This is a genomic window from Pseudomonas sp. PSKL.D1 (genome assembly GCF_028898945.1).
In the GTDB taxonomy this organism is placed as follows: domain Bacteria; phylum Pseudomonadota; class Gammaproteobacteria; order Pseudomonadales; family Pseudomonadaceae; genus Aquipseudomonas.
The window spans coordinates 642320-663448 of record NZ_CP118607.1; the positions used below are offsets into that span (position 1 = coordinate 642320).

Here is a 21129-nt window from a genome sequence, read left to right on the forward strand (position 1 = left end):
AGATGCCATCAAAATAATGGCGCCAGAAAGCACGAGGGTTTCACCGTGTCTGCCATCCTTTCACTGTTACGAAGCCGCCTGTTGCGGCCTGTGTTTGTTGCCCTGGGTATCGCCCTTTTGGTGCAGGTGCTAGTTGCGGTTGCGCTGACCCGAAGCACAATCACTTCCCTTGAGGCCGACCTGGGCGAACGCCTGGGCAATGACAGCCGCAAGCTTGCCGGGGATCTTGAGCAAGCCGGGCAGGACGTCCGGGCCGGGCTCGATAGCTTGTCCAGCAACACTCGGCAGCGCCTGGGTGAAGGGCTGTCCACGCGCTTGCAGCAAGAGCAGCAGCAATTGCGTGCAACGCTTGAGAAAAACCTCAAGGATTCCGCCAACGACATGGCCGAGCTGCTGGCTTCGGTCGCCCCGCGGGCGATCTGGGACAACGACGTCCCCACGCTGTCCGACTTTGCCCGCCGTGCCCAGCGCAATCCAAACGTGCTGTTCGTGATCTACGACGATGCCCAGGGCCAGCACCTGACGCGTTACCTCAACCGGCAAAATCCGATCAACCAGGCATTGATGGAGAAAGGCCAGGGCGAGCGTGCCTTGGACAAAGTGCTCGACGCCGCCCGCCGTGATCCATCCGTGTACTTTGTCGAGGCGCCGATCAGCCCCAATGGCGCGGAAATCGGCAAAGTCTTGATGGGTGTATCCACTGCCGGGGTCGAACAGGAGCTCAAAGCGCTGGATCAACGGTTCAATGCCCTGATCGCCAGTGGTGGTCAGTTGGTGGGCGATAGCCTGGGGGCGGCAGCCGCAGAGAGCGGAAAAGCTTTGCGCGAGCGCCTGGAAACTGCCCAAGGCAGTGCAGCGGCCATGCAGGCAAATACGGCACAAACCGTGCGCGAGGCAGCAGCTGAACTGCGCTGGCGTATTGGCCTGGGGCTGGTGATTGTGGGCTTGGGTGTGCTGCTGGTGGTGGCCGTGGTGCTAGGCCGCCGTGTGCTGAGCAAGTTGCGATTGCTGATCGTAGCCCTCAATGACTTGGCCGCTGGCGAAGGGGATTTGACCAAGCGCGTGAACCTGGACAGCCGCGATGAAATCGGCGACATGGCCTCGGCGGTCAACCGTTTCGTCGACAAGTTGCAGCCTATTGTTCGCGAAGCTGGCGAAGTGGCTCAGCGCACCGGTGTGGAGATCGGTGCCATGGCGCAGCGCAATGCCGGTGCCGATGCCGCTGCAGCCCTGCAGCGCGACGAAGTGGCCGCCAGCCTGCGTGACCTGTCGAGCATGGCTGACGAGGCCCAAGCCGAAAGCCATGCCATGCAGGCGGCGCTGCAGCAGGTGGTGGACATCCGCCAAGCGACCGATGACAACAGCCGCTCTTCGACGCAACTGGCCGGCCTTATCGAAAACCTGGCCGGGCAGGTGGATGCCGGTTCGCAGGTCATCGAGCGCCTAGCCAAGCAGAGCGAGCAGATCGAAGTGGTGCTCACCGTGATTCATGGCATCGCCGAGCAGACCAACCTGCTGGCACTCAACGCTGCCATCGAGGCGGCACGGGCGGGTGAGACCGGCCGCGGCTTTGCCGTGGTGGCAGACGAAGTGAGAGCGCTGGCGAGCAAGACGCAAAGCTCCACCGGCGACATCCAGGCACACATCGCGGCCCTTCAAAAAGGCGCCAAGGAAGCCGTGGCCACCATCAGCCAGGCGGGCATCAAGGCCAATGAGGGCCTGCTGGTGCTGCGTGACAACGAGCGCCGCCAGCAGTCGGTGCAGGTCGCGGTCGAGCAGGTGCATGCGGCCATTGGCCTGGCGACCCGGGCGGCCGAACAGCAGGCGCATGGTGCACAGGCAGTACGTGGGCGGGTGGAGAACATTCATGCCCAGGCCGAACGGTCGGCCGAGGTGGTGATGCAGACCACGGCCAGCAGCAAGGTGCTGGATGACCTGGCGGCGCAGCTGCGGGCAAGCCTTGGGCAGTTCCGCGCCTGACCAGTGCTCAGCCCCTGAGTTTCACGCGGCACCTGTAATCGATGGACTCGCCCCCGCCGAGGCATCACAGTGCCACGGTGGCGTTCGAAGAAGCCAACGGCAGCGAGGGCGAGACCATGAAAAAGCATAGTTCGAAGCACGATTCCCTGTCTTCCACTGATGTGGAGCTTTGCACAACCATCTGCGTAGACCTGGCCAAACAGGTCTTCCAGTTAGCAGGCGAGGATGCTACCGGTCGGGTGATCTACGAAGATCGCATCAAATCCCGACAGGCTTTCCATGATTTCCTACTCAAGGTGCCAGTGACGGCGTGGCCGAGCACCGCAGTGGCGCCAAGAACGACCGTAACGACGCTCATGCCATTTTGCGCGCTGGTCGCGACAGCAGCATCGCCTCGATACCGGTCAAGAGCACCACAGCACTGACTATTCAGGCGCTGCACCGTATCCGGCGCGGCAACATCAAGCGACATACAGCGCTGGGTAATCAGATGCGTGGCTTGCTGCTTGAGCATGGTGTATCCATGCCCCAAGGTGATACCGCGATCAGTACACATGTACCGCGAGCTCTTGAGGATGCCTCCTTGCCCCTGCCTGATTTGTTGCGCGAGTTGCTCGATGAACTGCTAGCTGACTGGCTCTTTCTGAGTGAGCGCATTGCGACGCTAAGTGCGCGGCTCGAAGCGACAGCCCAAGAGGATAAGGTCGCACAACGGTTGATCACCATTCGTGGTGTCGGCCCCATCATCGCCACGGCGATCGTGGCGAAAGAGACAGAACCTGCACGCTTCGCCAGTGGCCGGATGTTTTCTGCTTTCTTCGGTGTCGTGCCCGACCAGCACAGCAGCGGAAACAAAATCAGGCTGGGCAGAATGAGCAAGCGAGGTGACGGCTACATACGCAGCTTGATGATTCAAGGCGCGCATGCTGTCTTGAGTCAGCTAAAGCCTGATTCCGATCAGCCAGATGATCGCCGCCTCTTGCGCTGGCTATCCCGCCTTGGGCGCAAGGAGGCGGCGATCAGACTGGCTAATCGAAATCTGCGCATTATTTGGTCACTGCTGCAAAGTGATCAGGTTTATCAACGCAAACCGAAAGGTCATGAGGAGGCTGCCATGAGCAGCTGATCAACCGAGCAATGCCACCGGGGCGCTGCGCGCCCCAACCCCTGCTAGTGAACATTGCCCCTTGGTAAGACCGTCGCAGAGAAATGCCTCCGCTCCTACAGGCCCGGCAACATTATGGCCTCAATGTAAACGGCAAACTGCGAGCTCACCACGATGTTGGCCAGAAGCGAAAAGCTTCCTCGAATAGGCCTGATACATAGATGCAACCGGGTTCCTATGTTCAAAAAGCAGCTAGACAGTGTGGGCGAGTCCATACATTAGGAGCGGCCTTGCCGGGGCGCCGGACCGGTCGGAAAGGGGGGCGAAGCGCCCCCAAGATTTGCGCATCACGCTGGTATTTTCGGGGCCGCTCTGCGGCCCTTTCCGACCGGTCCGGCGCTCCGGCAAGGCCGCTCCTACACAGAGCGTGTAACAGGATGAGTAAAAATGTAGGAAATTTCTGAAATAGGCGTCGATCTCCTTGAAACCATTGCGACTGCTGTCCCCAAGGCCTAGCCTCGTCAGCTCACCAATCGTTTACAAGGAACAGTAACCATGGCCTTCGACGCCTACCTTCAAATCGCCGAAATAGCCGGTGAGTCCAAAGACGCCCAGTACCCCAACTGGATTGAAATCCTCGGCTATACCTTCGGCACCAGCCAAAGCACCTCCGCCACCGCCAGCTCCGCAGGGGGCGCCACGTCAGGGCGCATTGCCCTCAGCAATCTCACCTTCACCAAATACCTCGACAGCGCCAGCTGCAAACTGCTCCAGGCCAGTTGCACTGGGCAGCACCTCAAAGAGGTAAAGCTGGTGATCTGCCGCGCCGGTGGCGACAAACTCAAGTACTACGAAGTGGTGCTCGAAGAAGTGATCATCGCCGACTACGCCCAAAGTGCCCACAACGGCGTACCCACCGAAGTCGTGCAGCTCGACTACGGCCGTATCAAAACCACCTACACCCGCCAGCAGCGCCGCGATGGCAGCGGGGGCGGCAACATCACCGGCGGCTGGGACCGCATCGGCAACAAGACCTTTGCGTGAGGGAAAACGCCATGGCCGAAGCACGCAGTTTCATCAACCCCATCGCGCAGAACTACGCAACGCTCAAGCGCAACACCCCGATGAACGCCAATCAAGCCACCAAATTCGATGTGCTGAACGCGCACATCGTCAACACGGTGGTGTTCGCCGGTGAGCTGGTGATCGTCGGCGACCCCAGTACCCCGTCCTGCACCAGCCATGAGGCGTACCTCATGGCCAAGGCGGTGAGCATTCACCACGACATCGTGTTCAACGGCGGCGGCGTTGACGGGTTTCTGCTGGATAACTTCGAAATGCTGCAGAGCTTGTTGGCCCATGCCTCCATGGGGGTGGGGATTGCCACCGATGGCTGGGCCAAACACCTGAAGGCGATCGAGAAGACGCTGGAGCAGATCGAGCAGTTGCATCGACAGTACATGGGCAGCGGCACCCTCCGCGCGCGTGATGAGTTTTATGCCAAGCGCACGGCGCTGTTCATGCAGCTGGATGAGCAGCTTGGGAAGTTGGCCGCTTATGGTTCCGGGCTGCGCAGGCAGGGTGCGACGAAGCGGATACTGCAGATATCGACCAAGCGGTATTTGAGTGCGGGAGAGATAAAAGGGTATGCCGAGAAGATGACGGGGGTGGCGAGGGCGGCCAACTTGGTTCAGAAGGGGCTGTACGTTGGATTGGCGCTGGATGTGACTGCAACCGCACTTTCGATTCGCAAGGCATGTACTGAAGGGCGTGAAGAGGAATGCAGGAGAGCTAGGTACGTTGAGGTAAGCGCGTTGGCCGGAGGTTTAGGCGGAACCTCCCTTCTTGGTGCCTTAGGAGGCGCGGCAGCGACTACAGTGTGTTCATTTGTACTCGGCATTCCGACAGTCGGGGCAGGAGCCTTGGCATGTGGGGTTGTAGGTGGTCTCGTAGGGGGAGCCGTAGGGGGTGACAAAGGCAAGGAGGCAGGTGAATGGTTTGGAGAGGTAATTTACGAGGCGGTATACGACAATGACTGATTTTGCGATGAATATGACGACTGTGGTTTTTCTACTGACGGGAGTAGTCGCGCTGCTACTCTTTGTATTTGTAGGTGTGCGCTATCTTGACCAAATCGAAGGCGTGCTGTCGAGAAGCAAGTTTGTGTCAGGAAATAAGAGCCTGTACTCAAGCGCGGGGCTCATTGGGAAAATCATGCGGATATGCACAGTCTCAGTGTTGTTATCTATGCCTCGTATATTTGCGCGCAAGGGGTTGGTGGAAATTGAGCAGATAACTAAACTTCCTGGGTTTTTGAGGGGGTTCTTAGTTTTGAATTGGTGGATTTTGTTTGTTTCAGGGGTGGCCTTTCTGTGTTTTTCTTCGTTCTAAAGGTTCCTTGAGTGTTTAATCTATGTATGGGCTAGCCTTACATTGCAAGGCTGATCAAGGGGGCGCAGTACTGCATAAGCGCCCATGACCTCAGCAGGAATCATTAGGCCAAATATCATGAGCGCGAACCACCCAGGATGGCGCTTAGAGTCCTGGTAGATCTTGGCGAGGTAGAGCGCTTTGCGATTAAGTGGAAAGGGATGCTAATTGCTCTCAATATATTAGCGTTTTCCTTGTTGTCTGCTGCGTTTGTGCTTGGCGGTTGGATATTTTTTACGATAGCCATTGTTCGAAAGTTTAGGTGTAAGTTTTGGATGTTTTTTGGTGCCAGGTAGTGTTGTGGCGGGACTGGGATAGTTCGGCTGAGAAATGCTGGTTGCGTTTTTTAAGGATTAGCAAGAATCTGCCCCGGGCCGGATGGTAGCTCGGGGCGTTTTCTCAAGCCTTATTCAAATACATCCGCGTAGTCAGCAGATACACCGGCAACCCCGAAACCACAATCAACAACGCCGCATACGGCGCCGCCGCCGCGAACTCAACGTTGGCAGTATGCGCCCAGACCTCGGTGGCCAAGGTGGTCATGCCGGTCGGGCTGAGCAGCAGGGTGGCGGTCAGTTCCTTCATGGCGTCTAGGAACACCAGTGCGAAGGCGGCCGCCATGGCCGGGAAGATGATCGGCAAGGTAACACGGCAGAACGCTGCGAAACTGCTGGCGCCCAGTGTGCGCGCGGCTTCTTCGAGGGTAGGCGAAGCCTTGTTCAGCGCAGTGCGCACCGGTGCCTGAGCCAGTGGCAGGAACAGCAGCGCATAGGCCAGCAGCAACAGCGCGGTGGTCTGGTACAGCGCTGGCACGTAGTGCAGCGAGAACACCACCAGCGACAGGGCGATTACCAGGCCGGGCAGGGCATGCAGCAGGTAAGGCAGGCGTTCGGCCCATAGGGCCAGGCGGCCTTTATAGCGCACCACCAGGAAGCTGATCGGAAGGGCCAGCAGTACACAGAACCCGGCACCTCCCAGCGACACCGACAGTGAAGTCAGCAGAGCTTGGGCAATTGCGCCCACCGGGAAGGCAGCGGACGAACCGACGCTCAACCAGTAGCCGAGCATGGCCAAAGGAATGCCGCTACCCAGTATCGCCAGCCCCAGGCAGAAGAGTTGCGCCAACGGCATCCAGCCGCGCAGCCGTACCGGTTGCCCGCGACGTGCCACGCCCTGGCCAATGCGCACATGGCGGGCTTTGCCGCGCACGCGCAGCTCCAGCCACAGCATCAGCAGGCACAGCGCCAGCAACACTGCCGAGAGCATCGCCGCGTTGGCGTTGCTGAACTCCAGTTCGAACTGCTGGTAGATCGCCGTGGTGAAGGTTTGCAGGCCAAGAATCGACAGTGCGCCGAACTCGACCAGCATGTGCAGGGCGATCAACAGCGCGCCGCCGAGGATCGAAGGCCACAACAAGGGCAGGGTGATCTTGACGAACACGCCCCAGCGGCTACAGCCCAGCGTGCGCGCCGACTCTTCAAGCGAAGTGTCGAGGTTGCGCAGGGTGGCCGCCACCGGCAGGAACACCAGCGGGTATTTGGACAGGGCCATGACCATGATTGCCCCGCCCAAACCTTCAAAGTCCGAGCTCAGCGAAACCCAGGTGAAGCTGCTGACAAACGATGGCACGGCAAACGGCAGGCACAGCACCACGCCCCACAGCCTGCGGCCTGGCAGGTTGCTGCGCTCCAACAGCCAGGCCAGCGCCAGCCCGACCACCATGCACGCCAGTGTCACCCCTGCCATCAGCATCAGGGTGTTGCGCATCAGGCCCCATACAAACGGGCGCCAGAGCAGGTGAAAAGCCTCCCGCCAGCCGGCTTCCCAGGCTTTCATGGCCACGTACAGCAAGGGCAGCAAGCTCATTGCCACCAGGAAAAGCACAGGCAGCACCACCCAGATGGAGGGGCGCTTGCGGCGCGGTACGAAGCGTACCGGCACCGGCTCGGACAGGGCGGCAGTCATCAGAGCAGACCGACCTCACGTTCAAGTTCGATGGCTTCCTCGGCATTGCCCAGGTCGGCCGGCGAAATTTTCGGCGGGCGCAGGTCTTCGAACGGCTTCAGCCCACGGTCGGACACCATGCCTTTGTGCAGCGGGTACTCGGCGGTGGTCTGGGTGATCACGCGCTGGCCTTCTTCGCTGGCCATCCAGTTGAGCAGGGCCTGGGCTTCTTTCGGGTGCTTGCTGGCCTTGACCACGGCGGCACCGGAGATGGTCACCAGGTTGCCGGCATCACCGTCGGCCAGGTAGTACAGCTTGGAGTCCAGCTTGCCGCGCTCACGCTCCAGTGCGTACCAGTAGTAATTGTTCACCAGCACGGCATCCACTTCGCCTTTTTCGACGGCTTTGAGGGCAACCATGTTGTTGGTGTAGGTCTTGCCGAATGCCTTGAGGCCGGTCAGCCATTCTTCAGTGGCTTCGCGCCCGTGCATCTTCAGGATGGCCACGGCCTGCTCCTGGAAGGCACCGCTGGTCGGCACGTAGCCGACGCGGCCTTCCCACTCAGGGCTCGCGAAGTCCATCACGGTGGTCGGCAGGTCTTTTTCGTCGACTTTCTTCGGGTTGAACACCACGATGCGGGTGCGGGCGGTGATGCCCATCCAGGTGCCGTTGGCGCCTACGTATTCCTTGGGCATCATGTTCAGGGTGGCATCATCGATCTTGGCCAGCAGGCCCACTTCACCCAAGTTGTTCAGGGGTGGTGATTCCTCGGTGTAGATGATGTCGGCAGGCGAGCGGTCGCCTTCTTCGATGATCTGGCTGGCCAGCTGGTTGCTGCTGCCCTTGCGGATATTGATGTGGATGCCGGTCTTGGCCTCGTAGGCCTTGGCAATGGCGTCGCCGATTTCTTTGTGCTGGCCGTTGTACATGGTCAGCGTGACCGGTTCGTCTGCCAGGGCGGCCGGAGCGCCGATCACCAGGCTCAGAACAGCGGCGGCCAGGGTGCGCATCAGCGGTTGCGGGCGGATCGTCATGCGGGTACTTCCTCGCTTACGGCTACATATTTGGAAACAATGGTAAACGAAATCGTTTCTCAAGTGGCCGGGTGACAAGAAATTCATGGGCGAATGGGGGAGGGGTAATAAAACGCAGGCAAGAAAAAACCCACTAGCAAGCTAGTGGGTTTTTGTATGGTGCCCAGGAGAAGACTCGAACTTCCACGACCGTTAAGTCACTGATACCTGAAACCAGCGCGTCTACCAATTCCGCCACCTGGGCAAAGCTTTGCAACATCTGTTGATGCGATCATCGATCGCTTCACACAGTAGTAACAGATCCTTGGTCATCTGTTACTTGAAAATTTTGGTGCCCAGGAGAAGACTCGAACTTCCACGACCTTGCGGTCACTGATACCTGAAACCAGCGCGTCTACCAATTCCGCCACCTGGGCACACATTCGAGATTACAAGATGCTTTACAGCGCCGTTCATCTCTACTACAACTTCGGGGTTGTCCGTCGTTGTGGTGCGCACTATACGGACGAGCCTGAGGGCTGTAAAGCCCCCAATCAAAAAAAAATTCAAAAAATTCAACTTGTTGATTCCATGGGCCTATTGCCGCACCCCGACCTTGCTGCCGGGGCTGTCCAAGGCTGACATTTCCGGTTTCAATACGCCTATGCCAGAATTCCTATCTATATACCCCAAGGTGAACCCCTTCTGATGGCCGATTGGCAATCCCTCGATCCCGAGGCCGCTCGCGAAGCGGAAAAATACGACAACCCTATCCCCAGCCGTGAGCTGATCCTGCAGCGCCTTGCCGACCGTGGCGAACCGGCCGCACGCGAGGAGCTGGCGGCCGAGTTCGGTCTTTATGAAGAAGACCAGATCGAAGCCCTGCGCCGCCGCCTGCGTGCCATGGAGCGTGACGGCCAGCTTATCTATACCCGGCGCGGCACTTATGCCCCGGTAGATAAACTGGACCTGATCTGTGGCCGTGTGTCGGGCCACCGCGACGGTTTCGGCTTCCTTATCCCTGACGACGGCAGTGAGGACCTGTTCCTCAGCCCCTCGCAGATGCGCCTGGTGTTCGACGGTGACCGTGGTTTGGCCCGTGTATCCGGCGTAGACCGCCGTGGCCGTCGCGAAGGTGTGCTGGTCGAAATCATTTCCCGCGCTCACGAAAGCGTGGTCGGCCGCTACTTTGAAGAAGGTGGCATCGGCTACGTAACGCCGGACAACCCGAAGATCCAGCAGGAAGTGCTGGTGACTGCCGGGCGTAACGGCGGTGCCAAGATCGGCCAGTTCGTCGAAATCAAGATCACCCACTGGCCAACCCCGCGCTTCCAGCCGCAGGGTGATGTGGTCGAAGTGATCGGCAACTACATGGCGCCGGGCATGGAAATCGACGTGGCGCTGCGCAGCTACGACATTCCGCACGTCTGGCCGAAAGACGTGATCAAGGAAGCGCGCAAGTTCCGCTCTGAGGTCGAAGAAAAAGACAAAGAGAAGCGCGTCGACCTGCGCCATCTGCCGTTCGTCACCATCGACGGCGAGGATGCCCGCGATTTCGACGACGCCGTTTATTGCGAACCGCTCGGCAAGCTGCGCCTGTTCTCGGGCGGGTGGCGCCTGTACGTGGCCATTGCAGACGTGTCCAGCTACGTGCGCCTGGGCTCGGCCCTGGACGTGGAAGCACAGAATCGCGGTAACTCGGTGTACTTCCCCGAGCGCGTGGTGCCGATGCTCCCCGAAGAGCTGTCCAACGGCCTGTGCTCGCTGAACCCGCACGTCGACCGGCTGGCCATGGTCTGTGAAATGACCATGAACAAGCTCGGCCAGATGGTCGATTACCAGTTCTATGAAGGTGTGATCCACTCTCATGCCCGCCTGACCTACAACAAGGTCAGCAGCATGCTCGAACATGCCCGTACCCGCGAAGGCAAGGCGCTGCGCGAGGAGTACAAGGAAGTCCTGCCGGACCTCAAAAACCTGTACAACCTCTACAAAGTGCTGGTTGATGCCCGTCACACCCGCGGTGCCATCGATTTCGAGACCCAGGAAACCCGCATCATCTTCGGTGACGAGCGCAAGATCGCGGAAATCCGCCCGACCGTGCGCAACGATGCCCACAAGCTGATTGAGGAATGCATGCTGGCGGCAAACGTCGCCACCGCGGCGTTCCTGCAGAAGCATGGGGTGCCAGCCCTGTACCGTGTGCATGATGGCCCGCCGCCGGAGCGCCTGGAAAAGCTGCGTGCGTTCCTGGGTGAGCTGGGTTTGACCCTGCACAAGGGCAAGGACCCGTCGCCGAAGGATTACCAGGCGCTTCTGGCGAGCATCGCAGGGCGCCCGGACTTCCACCTGATCCAGACCGTGATGCTGCGTTCGCTGAGCCAGGCGGTGTACAGCACCGACAACAATGGCCACTTCGGTTTGAACTACGAGGCGTATACCCACTTCACCTCGCCGATCCGCCGTTACCCGGACCTGCTGGTGCATCGGGCCATCCGCAGCATCATCCGTTCCAAGGTCGATACCCCGCACGTCAAGCGTGCTGGCGCCATGAGCATCCCCAAGGCGCGCATCTACCCGTATGACGTAAACACGCTCGATCAGCTAGGTGAACAGTGCTCGATGACCGAGCGCCGTGCCGACGAGGCCACCCGCGACGTAGTCAACTGGCTCAAGTGCGAGTTCATGAAAGACCGCGTCGGCGAGACTTTCCCGGGCGTGATTACTGCAGTGACCGGCTTCGGTTTGTTCGTCGAACTGACCGACATCTATGTGGAAGGCCTGGTGCACGTCAGTGCGCTGCCGGGCGACTACTACCACTTCGATCCTGTGCACCACCGCTTGTCGGGCGAGCGCACCGGGCGCAGCTTCCGCCTGGGCGACACTATCGAAGTCAAAGTCATGCGCGTCGACCTTGACGAGCGCAAGATCGACTTCGAAGTGTCCCAGCAGCAGCTCAGCGCGCCGATTGGCCGCAAGGGGCGTGGCGCCGCTGCTGCTCCGGAGCAGGCCGAGCCGCAACCGGAAGTGCAAGCCAAGGCAACGCCGAAGCCACGCAGCCGCAAGAGCGAAACCGCCGAAGCGTACTTCCCGAAAGACGCCGTGCAGCGTAACGCCGAAGTGCGCAAGAGCCGCGAAATGAAGAAGGCGCTGATGAGCGAGGCGCGCACTGGCGGCCACGCCGGCAGCAAGTCGGAAAAAGGCGCCAAGCCTTCCGGCAAGCCGACCAAGCACCGTAAAGGCCCGTCGAAGTCCGGCGCGCCACGCAAGAGCAAGAAACAGTCATGAGTCAGCTGGAAAAAATCTACGGCGTGCACGCTGTGCAGGCCTTGCTGCAGCATCACCCCAAGCGGGTCAAGCAGATCTGGCTGTCGGAAGGGCGTAGCGAACCTCGCGTGCAGGCTCTGCTGGCGCTGGCCGCGGAGAACCGCGTGCCGGTCGGCCAGGCTGAGCGCAAAGAGCTGGATGCCTGGGTCGAGGGCGTGCACCAAGGCGTGGTTGCCGAGGTGAGCCCGAGCCAGGTGTGGGGTGAACTGATGCTCGAAGAGCTGCTTGATCGCACCGAAACCCCGCCGCTGATCCTGGTGCTCGATGGCGTCACCGACCCGCACAACCTTGGCGCTTGCCTGCGTACCGCCGATGCTGCCGGTGCCACGGCGGTGGTGGTGCCCAAGGACAAGTCGGCGACCCTGACGCCGGTCGTGCGCAAGGTGGCTTGCGGCGCCGCGGAAGTGATCCCGCTGGTGGCCGTGACCAATCTGGCGCGCACGCTGGAGAAGTTGCAGCAGCGCGGGCTTTGGGTGGTTGGTACCGCCGGCGAGGCCGAGCAGGAAATTTACCAGCAAGACCTCACCGGCCCGCTGGTGATGATCATGGGTGCAGAAGGGAAGGGCATGCGCCGCCTGACCCGCGAGCACTGTGATTTTCTGGTGAAGTTGCCGATGGGCGGTAGCGTGAGCAGCCTGAACGTTTCTGTGGCGACCGGCGTTTGCCTGTTCGAGGCCGTGCGCCAACGTCAAGCCAAGCGCTGATCCGGACAAATCCGCTCCTGCACAAATCGTGTAGGAGCGGATTCATCCGCGATACAGGCGACGCGGTCGCCAATATGTTTCAGGCTGTTCAAATATTCGCCAATTGCCTTGCTTGTAGGCCCCGCCTTCTCTACAATTGCGCCCCTTGCCGAGCTGGCAGGCGCGTATGTGCCTCCCCTCCGTGCAAGACATACAGTGTCATTCACTCCTTGTCTGACCAGATTCGCTGGCAGACTACTAACCCGTAAGGAGCATTCATGCGTCATTACGAAATCATCTTCCTGGTTCACCCGGACCAGAGCGAGCAAGTCGGCGGCATGGTTGAGCGTTACACCAAGCTGATCGAAGAAGATGGTGGCAAGATCCACCGCCTGGAAGACTGGGGCCGTCGTCAGCTGGCCTACGCAATCAACAATGTTCACAAGGCTCACTACGTGATGCTGAACGTTGAGTGCACCGGCAAGGCCCTGGCCGAGCTGGAAGACAACTTCCGCTACAACGATGCCGTTATCCGTAACCTGGTCATCCGTCGCGACGAAGCCGTTACCGGCCAGTCCGAGATGCTGAAGGCTGAAGAGAACCGCAGCGAGCGCCGTGAGCGTCGTGAGCGTCCTGAGCATGCTGAATCCGCCGACGGCGACGACAGCAATGACAGCGACTCCAGCGATAACGCTGACGAGTAATCCACGGACCTTTAGAGGAGCCTATTAAATGGCACGTTTCTTCCGTCGTCGTAAATTCTGCCGCTTCACTGCTGAAGACGTGAAAGAGATCGACTTCAAAGATCTCAACACCCTGAAAGCTTACGTATCCGAAACCGGCAAGATCGTTCCAAGCCGTATCACCGGTACCAAAGCTCGTTATCAGCGTCAGCTGGCTACCGCTATCAAGCGCGCCCGCTTCCTGGCCCTGCTGCCCTACACCGACAGCCACGGCCGCTGAGACCGGGTCGTCGACAAGTAGTAAGGGATAAGCATGCGAGCGTTGGCAAGTTTCATCATGCGCGGTCGTGTGCAGGCCACCCTGGTGGTGGTCATCAGCGCGGTATTGCCGCTGCTGTTCTGGTTGAGTGCCGCCGCCGGTAGCCTTGTGCTGCTGCGGCATGGTTTCAGGAATGCTTCAACGGTCATCGCCGGCGGCCTGCTGGCCGGGCTGGCCGTATGGTTCATGGGCGACCCCATCACCTTCATGGTGATCGCGGGTGCCTTGGGCCTGGCCGCCATGTTGCGTGCCGAGCAACCCTGGAGTCGTGTGTTGGTAGCCAGTGCTGTCTTTGCCGTGGCTTTCAGCCTCGTGCTCGACCAGGCATTGGCCCAGACCTTTGATGTGCTGGCCAAGGCATTTGCCGAAGCCATGCCGAAGATCGAAGGGCAACCGGTGCTCTCCGATGAGCTGATCCGCCCTGTGCTGGTCGCTTCAACGGCAGTGACAGTGCAATTGTTCAGTGTGCTGGCCTTGGTGCTGGCGCGCTACTGGCAGGCAGCGTTGTACAACCCTGGAGGCTTCGGCCGCGAATTTCGCGCGCTGAGGTTGCCAAAGCAGACCATGGCGGTCTTGGTGGCAGTGATGGTGGTGGCCCCGTTCATCGGGACGCAGTTCATCATCCTGGCATCGGCATCAAGCCTGGTTCTGGTGCTGGCCGGCATCGCTTTGATGCATGGGCTGGTGGCACAGGGGCGACTGGCCGGTTTCTGGCTGGTGGGCATGTACGTGACGTTGCCGCTGATCATGCAGCTGATTTATCCGTTACTCGTGGTTTTGGCCATTGTCGACAGCCTGATTGATTTTCGCGGTCGCAAATCCCCTCAGGGGGATGATTCCGCGAACGGTGAAGGTTAAAAGTTAAGAGGTTTTACCAAATGGAACTGATCCTGCTGGAAAAAGTCGCTAACCTGGGCAACCTGGGCGACAAAGTAAAAGTTAAGGCTGGTTACGGCCGTAACTTCCTGCTGCCATTCGGCAAGGCCACCGTTGCCAACGCCGCTAACCTGGCTGCATTCGAAGAGCGTCGCGCCGAGCTGGAAAAAGCCGCCGCTGACAAGAAAGCTTCGGCTGAAAGCCGCGCTGCCCAACTGGCCGAGCTGGAAGTGACCATCACTGCCACCGCTGGCGACGAAGGCAAGCTGTTCGGTTCGATCGGCACCCACGACATCGCTGACGCCCTGACCGCCTCCGGCGTTGAAGTGGCCAAAGCTGAAGTTCGTCTGCCGAACGGCACCATCCGTCAGGTTGGCGAATACGACGTAGCCGTGCACCTGCACAGCGACGTTGAAGCCACCGTACGTGTGGTTGTCGTAGCTGCCTAAGCTGCGCTGATCGGCTGGTCCCTTTCGGGATAGCCGGTTAACATCGGGCACGGTCCTGTTTTACAGGCCGTGCCCTTTGTCTTTTTCATCCTCCAGAATTCTTTCGTGGCCATGAACGAGATCACCAACCCCGAACAGCTCGACCTGCAGACCGCTGCCCTGAAGGTGCCGCCGCATTCCATCGAGGCCGAACAGGCCGTGCTCGGTGGCCTGATGCTGGAAAACAGTGCCTGGGAGCGGGTGCTGGACCAGGTTTCGGATGGCGACTTCTATCGGCATGACCACCGCCTGATCTTCCGCGCCGTACAGAAGCTTGCGGACGCCAACCAACCGTTTGATGTGGTAACCCTGCACGAACAGTTGGACAAGGAAGGCGTATCTACCCAGGTCGGTGGCCTGGCCTACTTGGCCGAGCTGGCCAAGAACACGCCGTCGGTGGCCAACATCAAGGCGTACGCCGCGATCATTCGCGAGCGCGCCACGCTGCGCCAACTGATCAGCATCAGTACCGACATTGCCGACAACGCCTTCAACCCGCAAGGGCGCAACGCCGCAGAGATCCTCGACGACGCTGAGCGGCAGATTTTCCAGATCGCCGAGGCCCGGCCAAAAACCGGTGGCCCGGTGGGTGTCAACGAACTGTTGACCCTGGCCATCGACCGTATCGACACGCTGTTCAATTCCGACAGTGACATTACCGGTGTCTCCACCGGCTTTACCGACCTGGACGAGAAAACCAGCGGCTTGCAGGCTGCCGACCTGATCATCGTCGCGGGCCGTCCGTCGATGGGTAAAACCACCTTCGCCATGAACCTGGTGGAAAACGCCGTGTTGCGTACCGACAAAGCGGTATTGGTGTTCTCCCTCGAGATGCCAGGTGAATCGCTGATCATGCGTATGCTTTCGTCGCTTGGCCGCATCGACCAGACCAAGGTGCGTTCCGGCCAGCTCGACGATGACGACTGGCCGCGGTTGACCTCGGCAGTGAACCTGCTCAATGACCGCAAGCTGTTCATTGACGATACCGCCGGTATCAGCCCGTCTGAAATGCGCGCACGTACCCGCCGCCTGGCCCGTGAGCATGGCGAAATCGCGATGATCATGGTCGACTACCTGCAGCTGATGCAGATCCCTGGGTCGGCGGGCGACAACCGTACCAACGAAATTTCCGAGATTTCCCGCTCGCTCAAGGCCCTGGCCAAGGAATTCAACTGCCCGGTCATTGCCCTGTCGCAGCTGAACCGCTCCCTTGAACAGCGGCCCAACAAACGCCCGGTCAACTCCGACTTGCGTGAATCGGGTGCAATCGAGCAGGACGCCGACGTGATCATGTTCGTGTACCGGGACGAGGTGTACCACCCGGAGACCGAACACAAGGGTGTGGCGGAAATCATCATCGGCAAGCAGCGTAACGGCCCCATCGGTTTCGTGCGCCTGGCGTTCATCGGTAAGTACACCCGCTTCGAGAACCTCGCGCCGGGCATGTATAACTTCGACGACGACGAGTAACGGGGCTTCAGGCCCCTGAGAAATCCGACAGTCACCGTCGGATTTGGTCAAAATTTGTGCTATATTCCGCGCCCGCGATTTTCCTGCACACCAGAACCGGTCACTGACATGCAAGCAGCCAAACCACTCTACGACTATCCCAAGTACTGGGCCGAATGCTTCGGGCCAGCACCCTTCCTGCCGATGAGCAGGCAGGAGATGGATCTGCTCGGCTGGGATTCCTGCGACATCATCATCGTGACCGGCGATGCGTACGTCGACCACGCGTCGTTCGGCATGGCCATCATCGGCCGCCTGCTGGAGGCCCAGGGCTTCCGCGTGGGCATCATTGCCCAGCCGAACTGGCAGTCGAAAGAAGACTTCATGAAGCTTGGAGAGCCGAACCTGTTCTTCGGTGTCGCCGCCGGCAACATGGACTCGATGATCAACCGCTACACCGCCGACAAGAAAATCCGCTCCGACGACGCCTATACCCCGGGCGGCCTGGCCGGCAAACGCCCGGACCGCGCCAGCCTGGTGTACAGCCAGCGTTGCAAGGAAGCCTACAAGCACGTACCAATCGTGCTCGGCGGCATCGAAGCCTCGCTGCGTCGCATCGCGCACTATGACTACTGGCAGGACAAGGTTCGCCATTCGATCCTGATCGATGCCAGCGCCGACATTCTGCTGTATGGCAACGCCGAGCGGGCCATCGTCGAAGTGGCCCAGCGCTTGTCGCAAGGTGAAAGCATCGAGTCCATCACTGACGTACGCGGCACCGCGTTCGTGCGCCGTGACACGCCGCAAGGCTGGTATGAGATCGACTCCACGCGCATCGATCGCCCTGGCCGCGTCGACAAGATCATCAACCCGTACGTGAACACCCAGGACACCCAGGCCTGTGCCATCGAGCAGGCCAAGGGCGACCAGGAAGACCCGAACGAAGCCAAGGTCGTCCAGATCCTCGACAGCCCGAGCGTGACCCGTGAAAAATCGGTGATCCGCCTGCCATCGTTCGAAAAAGTGCGTAACGACCCGGTGCTGTATGCCCACGCCAACCGCGTGCTGCACCTTGAAACCAACCCGGGCAACGCCCGTGCACTGGTGCAAAAGCATGGCGAAGTGGATGTGTGGTTCAACCCGCCACCCATCCCCATGACCACCGAAGAAATGGACTACGTGTTCGGCATGCCTTACGCCCGTGTGCCGCACCCGGCCTATGGCAAGGAGCGCATCCCGGCCTACGAGATGATCCGCTTCTCGGTGAACATCATGCGTGGCTGCTTCGGTGGTTGCACCTTCTGCTCGATCACAGAGCACGAAGGCCGCATCATTCAGAACCGCTCCCACGAGTCGATCCTCAACGAGATCGAGGAGATGCGCGACAAGGTGCCAGGCTTTACCGGCGTGGTGTCCGACCTTGGTGGCCCGACCGCGAACATGTACCGCATCGCGTGCAAGAGCCACGATATCGAGAAGCACTGCCGCAAGCCGTCCTGCGTGTTCCCCGGCATTTGCGAAAACCTCAACACCGACCACAGCTCGCTGATCGAACTGTACCGCAAGGCCCGCGCCTTGCCGGGTGTGAAGAAGATCCTGATCGCTTCGGGCCTGCGCTACGACCTGGCGGTAGAGTCGCCGGAATACGTCAAGGAGTTGGTAACCCACCACGTTGGCGGCTACCTGAAGATTGCCCCGGAGCACACCGAGCGTGGCCCGCTGGACAAAATGATGAAGCCGGGTATCGGCACCTACGACCGCTTCAAGCGCATGTTCGAGAAGTTCTCGAAAGAAGCGGGCAAGGAGCAGTACCTGATCCCGTACTTCATCGCCGCGCACCCGGGCACCACTGACGAAGACATGATGAACCTGGCCCTGTGGCTTAAGGGTAACGGCTTCCGTGCCGACCAGGTGCAGGCGTTCTACCCGTCGCCGATGGCCTCGGCCACGGCCATGTATCACTCGGGCAAGAACCCGCTGCGCAAGGTTACGTACAAGAGCGAAGGCGTGGAAATCGTCAAGAGCGAGGAACAGCGCCGCCTGCACAAGGCGTTCCTGCGCTACCACGACCCGAAAGGCTGGCCGATGCTGCGTGAGGCCTTGGAACGCATGGGCCGCGCCGACCTGATTGGCCCGGGCAAACACCAGCTGATTCCGCTGCACCAGCCGCAGACCGACAGCTACCAGAGCGCTCGCCGCAAGAACTCGACCCCGGCTGGCAGCCACAAGGTGGGCAAGGACCAAAAAATTCTTACCCAGCACACTGGCCTGCCACCGCGCGCCAGCGATGGCAGCAAGCCGTGGGACAAGCGTGAGAAGGCCAAGGCTGAGGCGTTTGCGCGCAACCAGCAGGCGGCCAAGGAGCGTAAGGAAGCGGCCAAGGGTGGTGGCAAGGGCAAGAAGCCACGCCAGCCTGTCATTCCGCGCTAATTGGTCCATTTGGGGCTGCTTTGCAGCCCATCGCGGCTAAAGCCGCTCCTACCCGAGCGTGTTCACCTTTGTAGGAGCGGATTCATCCGCGATGGGCTGCAAAGCAGCCCCATAGCAGCGTCAGTCAGGCTTCTTGTCGACCCACTTCGGCACAACCGGTGATTCAAACCGTTCCATCCCGTCCAGCAGCTCATCCGCCTGCTCGCCCAGCAGCAACATCGCCCGATGTTGCGGCCGCACAAAGCCTTCCTCGACGATATGGTCCAGGAACCCGCCGAGCTTCTCATAGAAGCCGTTGACGTCGAGCAGCCCCAGCGGCTTGGCGTGATACCCCAGTTGCCCCCAGGTCCACACCTCGAACAGCTCCTCCAGCGTGCCCAGCCCGCCAGGCAAGGCAATGAAGGCATCGCTCAGCTCAGCCATGCGGGCCTTGCGCGCATGCATGCCGTCGACCACCTCCAGGCGAGTGAGGTTTTTATGGCCGATCTCAGCGTTCATGAGGCTTTCAGGGATGATCCCGATCACCTCGCCGCCGGCTGCCATGGCGGCGTCGGCCACCGTGCCCATCAGGCCGACCGCGCCACCACCGTAAACCAATGTCAGCCCACGGCGAGCGATGGCTTGGCCCAGTGCAACGGCCGCTTCGCGGTAAGCAGGGTTGGCGCCGACACTGGCGCCGCAGAACACACAAACGGAACGTACAGGCATTGCTCATCTCCAGTCACATGCGTGCACAGGGTAAGGCCGATGCCTGCCGGTTCCAAGGGGTGTTCACTCCGGGCGGGAGAACTCGCACGCGGCGCCGGTAGCGCCGTGAGCATAGGCAGCGAGCAGGCTGTTCATGAAACTTGAAAGGGACATTGCAGTTGCTCCTAAATGAGAGGTTGTCCCATCGTCTATTAAAAGGGCATGATGTGCCCTTGGATTGTTTGTATACAATCGATTGAACAATTCTACTGGCTGGCCACTTGACACCCCTTTGACGCATATCAGCGAGGGGGGCAAGGGTTTCAGGCAGTCTCGCAATTGATAAACCCTGCCAAGGAGATTCATGATGTTTGCGAAAGCTGTAGCGGTATCCCTGCTGACCCTCGCCAGCGCCTCTGTCTTCGCTGCCGAGTGCTCGGTGACTGTCGAATCGACGGACCAGATGTCCTACACCACGAAGGAATTTACCGTCGACAAGAGCTGCAAAGAGTTCACTGTCAAGCTGACCCACTCCGGCAACCTGCCGAAAAACGTCATGGGCCATAACCTGGTGATCAGCAAGACTGCCGACATGCAGGGCATTGCCACCGAAGGCATGACCCAAGGCATCGACAAAGGCTATTTGAAGGAAGACAACGCCAACATCATCGCCCACACCGCGATGATCGGCGCGCCTGAGAAAGAAACCGAAGTGAAGTTCGACACTTCCAAGCTGGAAGCCGGTGGCGATTACAGCTTCTTCTGCACCTTCCCGGGGCACATCTCGATGATGAAGGGCAAGGTCGTCGTCAAGTAAACGAAGGCTGACGCTGAACCCTGTGGGAGCGGCGAACCGCCGCGCCCACAGGTCTTTCTATAACCTGATCACGGCGCAAACGGCAGTTCACGCTTGTGCTGCGTCTTGCGGTAAGTCGCCACGATAATGTCGAACGCCTCCTGCTCAACCGGCAACCCATGCAGGAACGCATCGATCTGCGCGTAAGTCACGCCATGTGACGCCTCGTCCGGCTTGCCAGGCGCGAGGTCTTCCAGATCCGCAGTCGGCACCTTTTCCACCAGCGCTTGCGGTGCACCAAAGCTACGCGCTATCGCCCGAACTTGATTCTTCACCAGCCCGCTCAGCGGTGCCAGGTCGCACGCACCATCACCGAACTTGGTAAAGAAGCCCATCACCGCTTCCGCGGCATGGTCAGTCCCGATCACCAACCCTGCGCGGGCGCCGGCGATGGTGTACTGGGCCACCATGCGCATACGCGCCTTGGTGTTGCCTACCACGAAGTCGACCAGCGTCGGCGAACCGCCTTCCAGTGCCTTCACTTCGAGCGCCAGCGCACGTACCGCCGGGGCAATGTCGATCGTGTGCACTTCATCGGCCCTGATCACTTCCAGGCACGCCTGGGCATCGTGCTCGTCATGCTGTACCTGATACGGCAGGCGTACTGCAATGAAGCGGTATGCCTGGTCGCCGGTGTCAGTGCGCAGTTCGTTGATGGCACGCTGGGCAAGCAGGGCGGCGGTCATGGAATCGACGCCGCCGCTGATGCCCAGCACCAGCGTCTTGAGCCGGGCGTTGGCCAGGCAATGCTTGATGAACGCCACGCGCCGGGCGACTTCGGCTTCCAGCGCGGCGGCGTCGGCGAACGGCGGCTGCACCTTGAGCGCCTGGGCAATCTCTTGCTGAACGGCTTGCATGG

Annotated in this window: 16 protein-coding genes, 2 tRNA genes and 1 pseudogene; 13 read left to right on the top strand and 6 right to left on the bottom strand. The window is 60.1% G+C overall.

Annotated elements, in window-relative coordinates:
- Positions 1-45: 45 nt before the first annotated feature.
- The 4 genes and pseudogenes from PVV54_RS02685 to PVV54_RS02700 all read left to right on the top strand — a co-directional run bounded on the left by PVV54_RS02685 (position 46) and on the right by PVV54_RS02700 (position 5124).
- The gene (locus PVV54_RS02685) at positions 46-1980 is read left to right on the top strand and encodes a methyl-accepting chemotaxis protein (protein ID WP_274908483.1); all 1935 of its coding nucleotides are present in this window, start codon (positions 46-48) and stop codon (positions 1978-1980) included.
- 161 nt (positions 1981-2141) lie between these two features.
- Positions 2142-3106 (top strand): annotated as a pseudogene (locus PVV54_RS02690) (IS110 family transposase).
- A 534-nt stretch (positions 3107-3640) separates the two neighbouring features.
- Positions 3641-4129: an Hcp family type VI secretion system effector gene (locus PVV54_RS02695; RefSeq protein ID WP_274908484.1), complete on the top strand. Its 489-nt coding sequence runs from the start codon at positions 3641-3643 to the stop codon at positions 4127-4129.
- 11 nt (positions 4130-4140) lie between these two features.
- Positions 4141-5124: a hypothetical protein gene (locus PVV54_RS02700; RefSeq protein WP_274908485.1), complete on the top strand. Its 984-nt coding sequence runs from the start codon at positions 4141-4143 to the stop codon at positions 5122-5124.
- Between the two features lie 790 nt (positions 5125-5914).
- Here the strand turns inward: PVV54_RS02700 and PVV54_RS02705 are convergent.
- The 4 genes from PVV54_RS02705 to PVV54_RS02720 all read right to left on the bottom strand — a co-directional run bounded on the left by PVV54_RS02705 (position 5915) and on the right by PVV54_RS02720 (position 8909).
- Positions 5915-7480 (bottom strand): ABC transporter permease, encoded by a 1566-nt coding sequence (locus PVV54_RS02705; RefSeq protein ID WP_274908486.1) that lies wholly within the window; start codon positions 7478-7480, stop codon positions 5915-5917.
- Complete coding sequence (locus tag PVV54_RS02710; protein ID WP_274908487.1) at positions 7480-8493, bottom strand: iron ABC transporter substrate-binding protein; 1014 nt, start codon at positions 8491-8493, stop codon at positions 7480-7482. Before PVV54_RS02710 ends, PVV54_RS02705 begins: the two co-directional genes overlap by 1 nt.
- Positions 8494-8650: 157 nt before the next feature.
- Positions 8651-8737: transfer RNA gene (locus PVV54_RS02715), tRNA-Leu, on the bottom strand.
- A gap of 85 nt (positions 8738-8822) precedes the next feature.
- Positions 8823-8909, bottom strand: a tRNA-Leu gene (locus PVV54_RS02720).
- Positions 8910-9180: 271 nt separating this feature from the next.
- On the opposite strand from PVV54_RS02720, the gene rnr reads away from it, so the two are divergent.
- From rnr to PVV54_RS02760, 8 genes are all read left to right on the top strand, one after another.
- Entirely contained in the window at positions 9181-11760 is a 2580-nt protein-coding gene (gene rnr / locus PVV54_RS02725; RefSeq protein WP_274908488.1) for a ribonuclease R, read from the top strand.
- The gene (gene rlmB, locus PVV54_RS02730; protein WP_274908489.1) at positions 11757-12503 is read left to right on the top strand and encodes a 23S rRNA (guanosine(2251)-2'-O)-methyltransferase RlmB; all 747 of its coding nucleotides are present in this window, start codon (positions 11757-11759) and stop codon (positions 12501-12503) included. Before rnr ends, rlmB begins: the two co-directional genes overlap by 4 nt.
- Before the next feature lie 257 nt (positions 12504-12760).
- On the top strand, positions 12761-13186 hold the full coding sequence (gene rpsF, locus PVV54_RS02735; RefSeq protein WP_013974420.1) for a 30S ribosomal protein S6: 426 nt from the start codon (positions 12761-12763) through the stop codon (positions 13184-13186).
- Positions 13187-13214: 28 nt separating this feature from the next.
- Positions 13215-13445 carry a 30S ribosomal protein S18 gene (gene rpsR, locus PVV54_RS02740; RefSeq protein WP_003249563.1) on the top strand — a complete coding sequence of 77 codons (231 nt, stop codon included), beginning with the start codon at positions 13215-13217 and terminating at the stop codon, positions 13443-13445.
- A 33-nt stretch (positions 13446-13478) separates the two neighbouring features.
- The gene (locus PVV54_RS02745; RefSeq protein WP_274908490.1) at positions 13479-14342 is read left to right on the top strand and encodes a hypothetical protein; all 864 of its coding nucleotides are present in this window, start codon (positions 13479-13481) and stop codon (positions 14340-14342) included.
- 20 nt (positions 14343-14362) lie between these two features.
- Positions 14363-14809 (top strand): 50S ribosomal protein L9, encoded by a 447-nt coding sequence (rplI, locus tag PVV54_RS02750; protein ID WP_003249568.1) that lies wholly within the window; start codon positions 14363-14365, stop codon positions 14807-14809.
- Between the two features lie 111 nt (positions 14810-14920).
- A complete protein-coding gene (dnaB, locus tag PVV54_RS02755; RefSeq protein WP_274908491.1) occupies positions 14921-16318 on the top strand; it encodes a replicative DNA helicase in 1398 nt (465 codons plus the stop codon).
- 108 nt (positions 16319-16426) lie between these two features.
- The gene (locus PVV54_RS02760) at positions 16427-18727 is read left to right on the top strand and encodes a YgiQ family radical SAM protein (protein WP_274908492.1); all 2301 of its coding nucleotides are present in this window, start codon (positions 16427-16429) and stop codon (positions 18725-18727) included.
- A gap of 120 nt (positions 18728-18847) precedes the next feature.
- Here the strand turns inward: PVV54_RS02760 and PVV54_RS02765 are convergent, their stop codons facing one another.
- Complete coding sequence (locus PVV54_RS02765; RefSeq protein ID WP_274908493.1) at positions 18848-19435, bottom strand: LOG family protein; 588 nt, start codon at positions 19433-19435, stop codon at positions 18848-18850.
- Positions 19436-19781: 346 nt separating this feature from the next.
- Here PVV54_RS02765 and azu point away from each other — a divergent pair, with 346 nt between their 5' ends.
- Complete coding sequence (azu, locus tag PVV54_RS02770; RefSeq protein WP_016501867.1) at positions 19782-20231, top strand: azurin; 450 nt, start codon at positions 19782-19784, stop codon at positions 20229-20231.
- Positions 20232-20299: 68 nt separating this feature from the next.
- Here azu and nadE read toward each other — a convergent pair whose 3' ends face one another.
- Complete coding sequence (nadE, locus tag PVV54_RS02775; protein ID WP_274908494.1) at positions 20300-21127, bottom strand: ammonia-dependent NAD(+) synthetase; 828 nt, start codon at positions 21125-21127, stop codon at positions 20300-20302.
- Between the last annotated feature and the right edge of the window lie 2 nt (positions 21128-21129).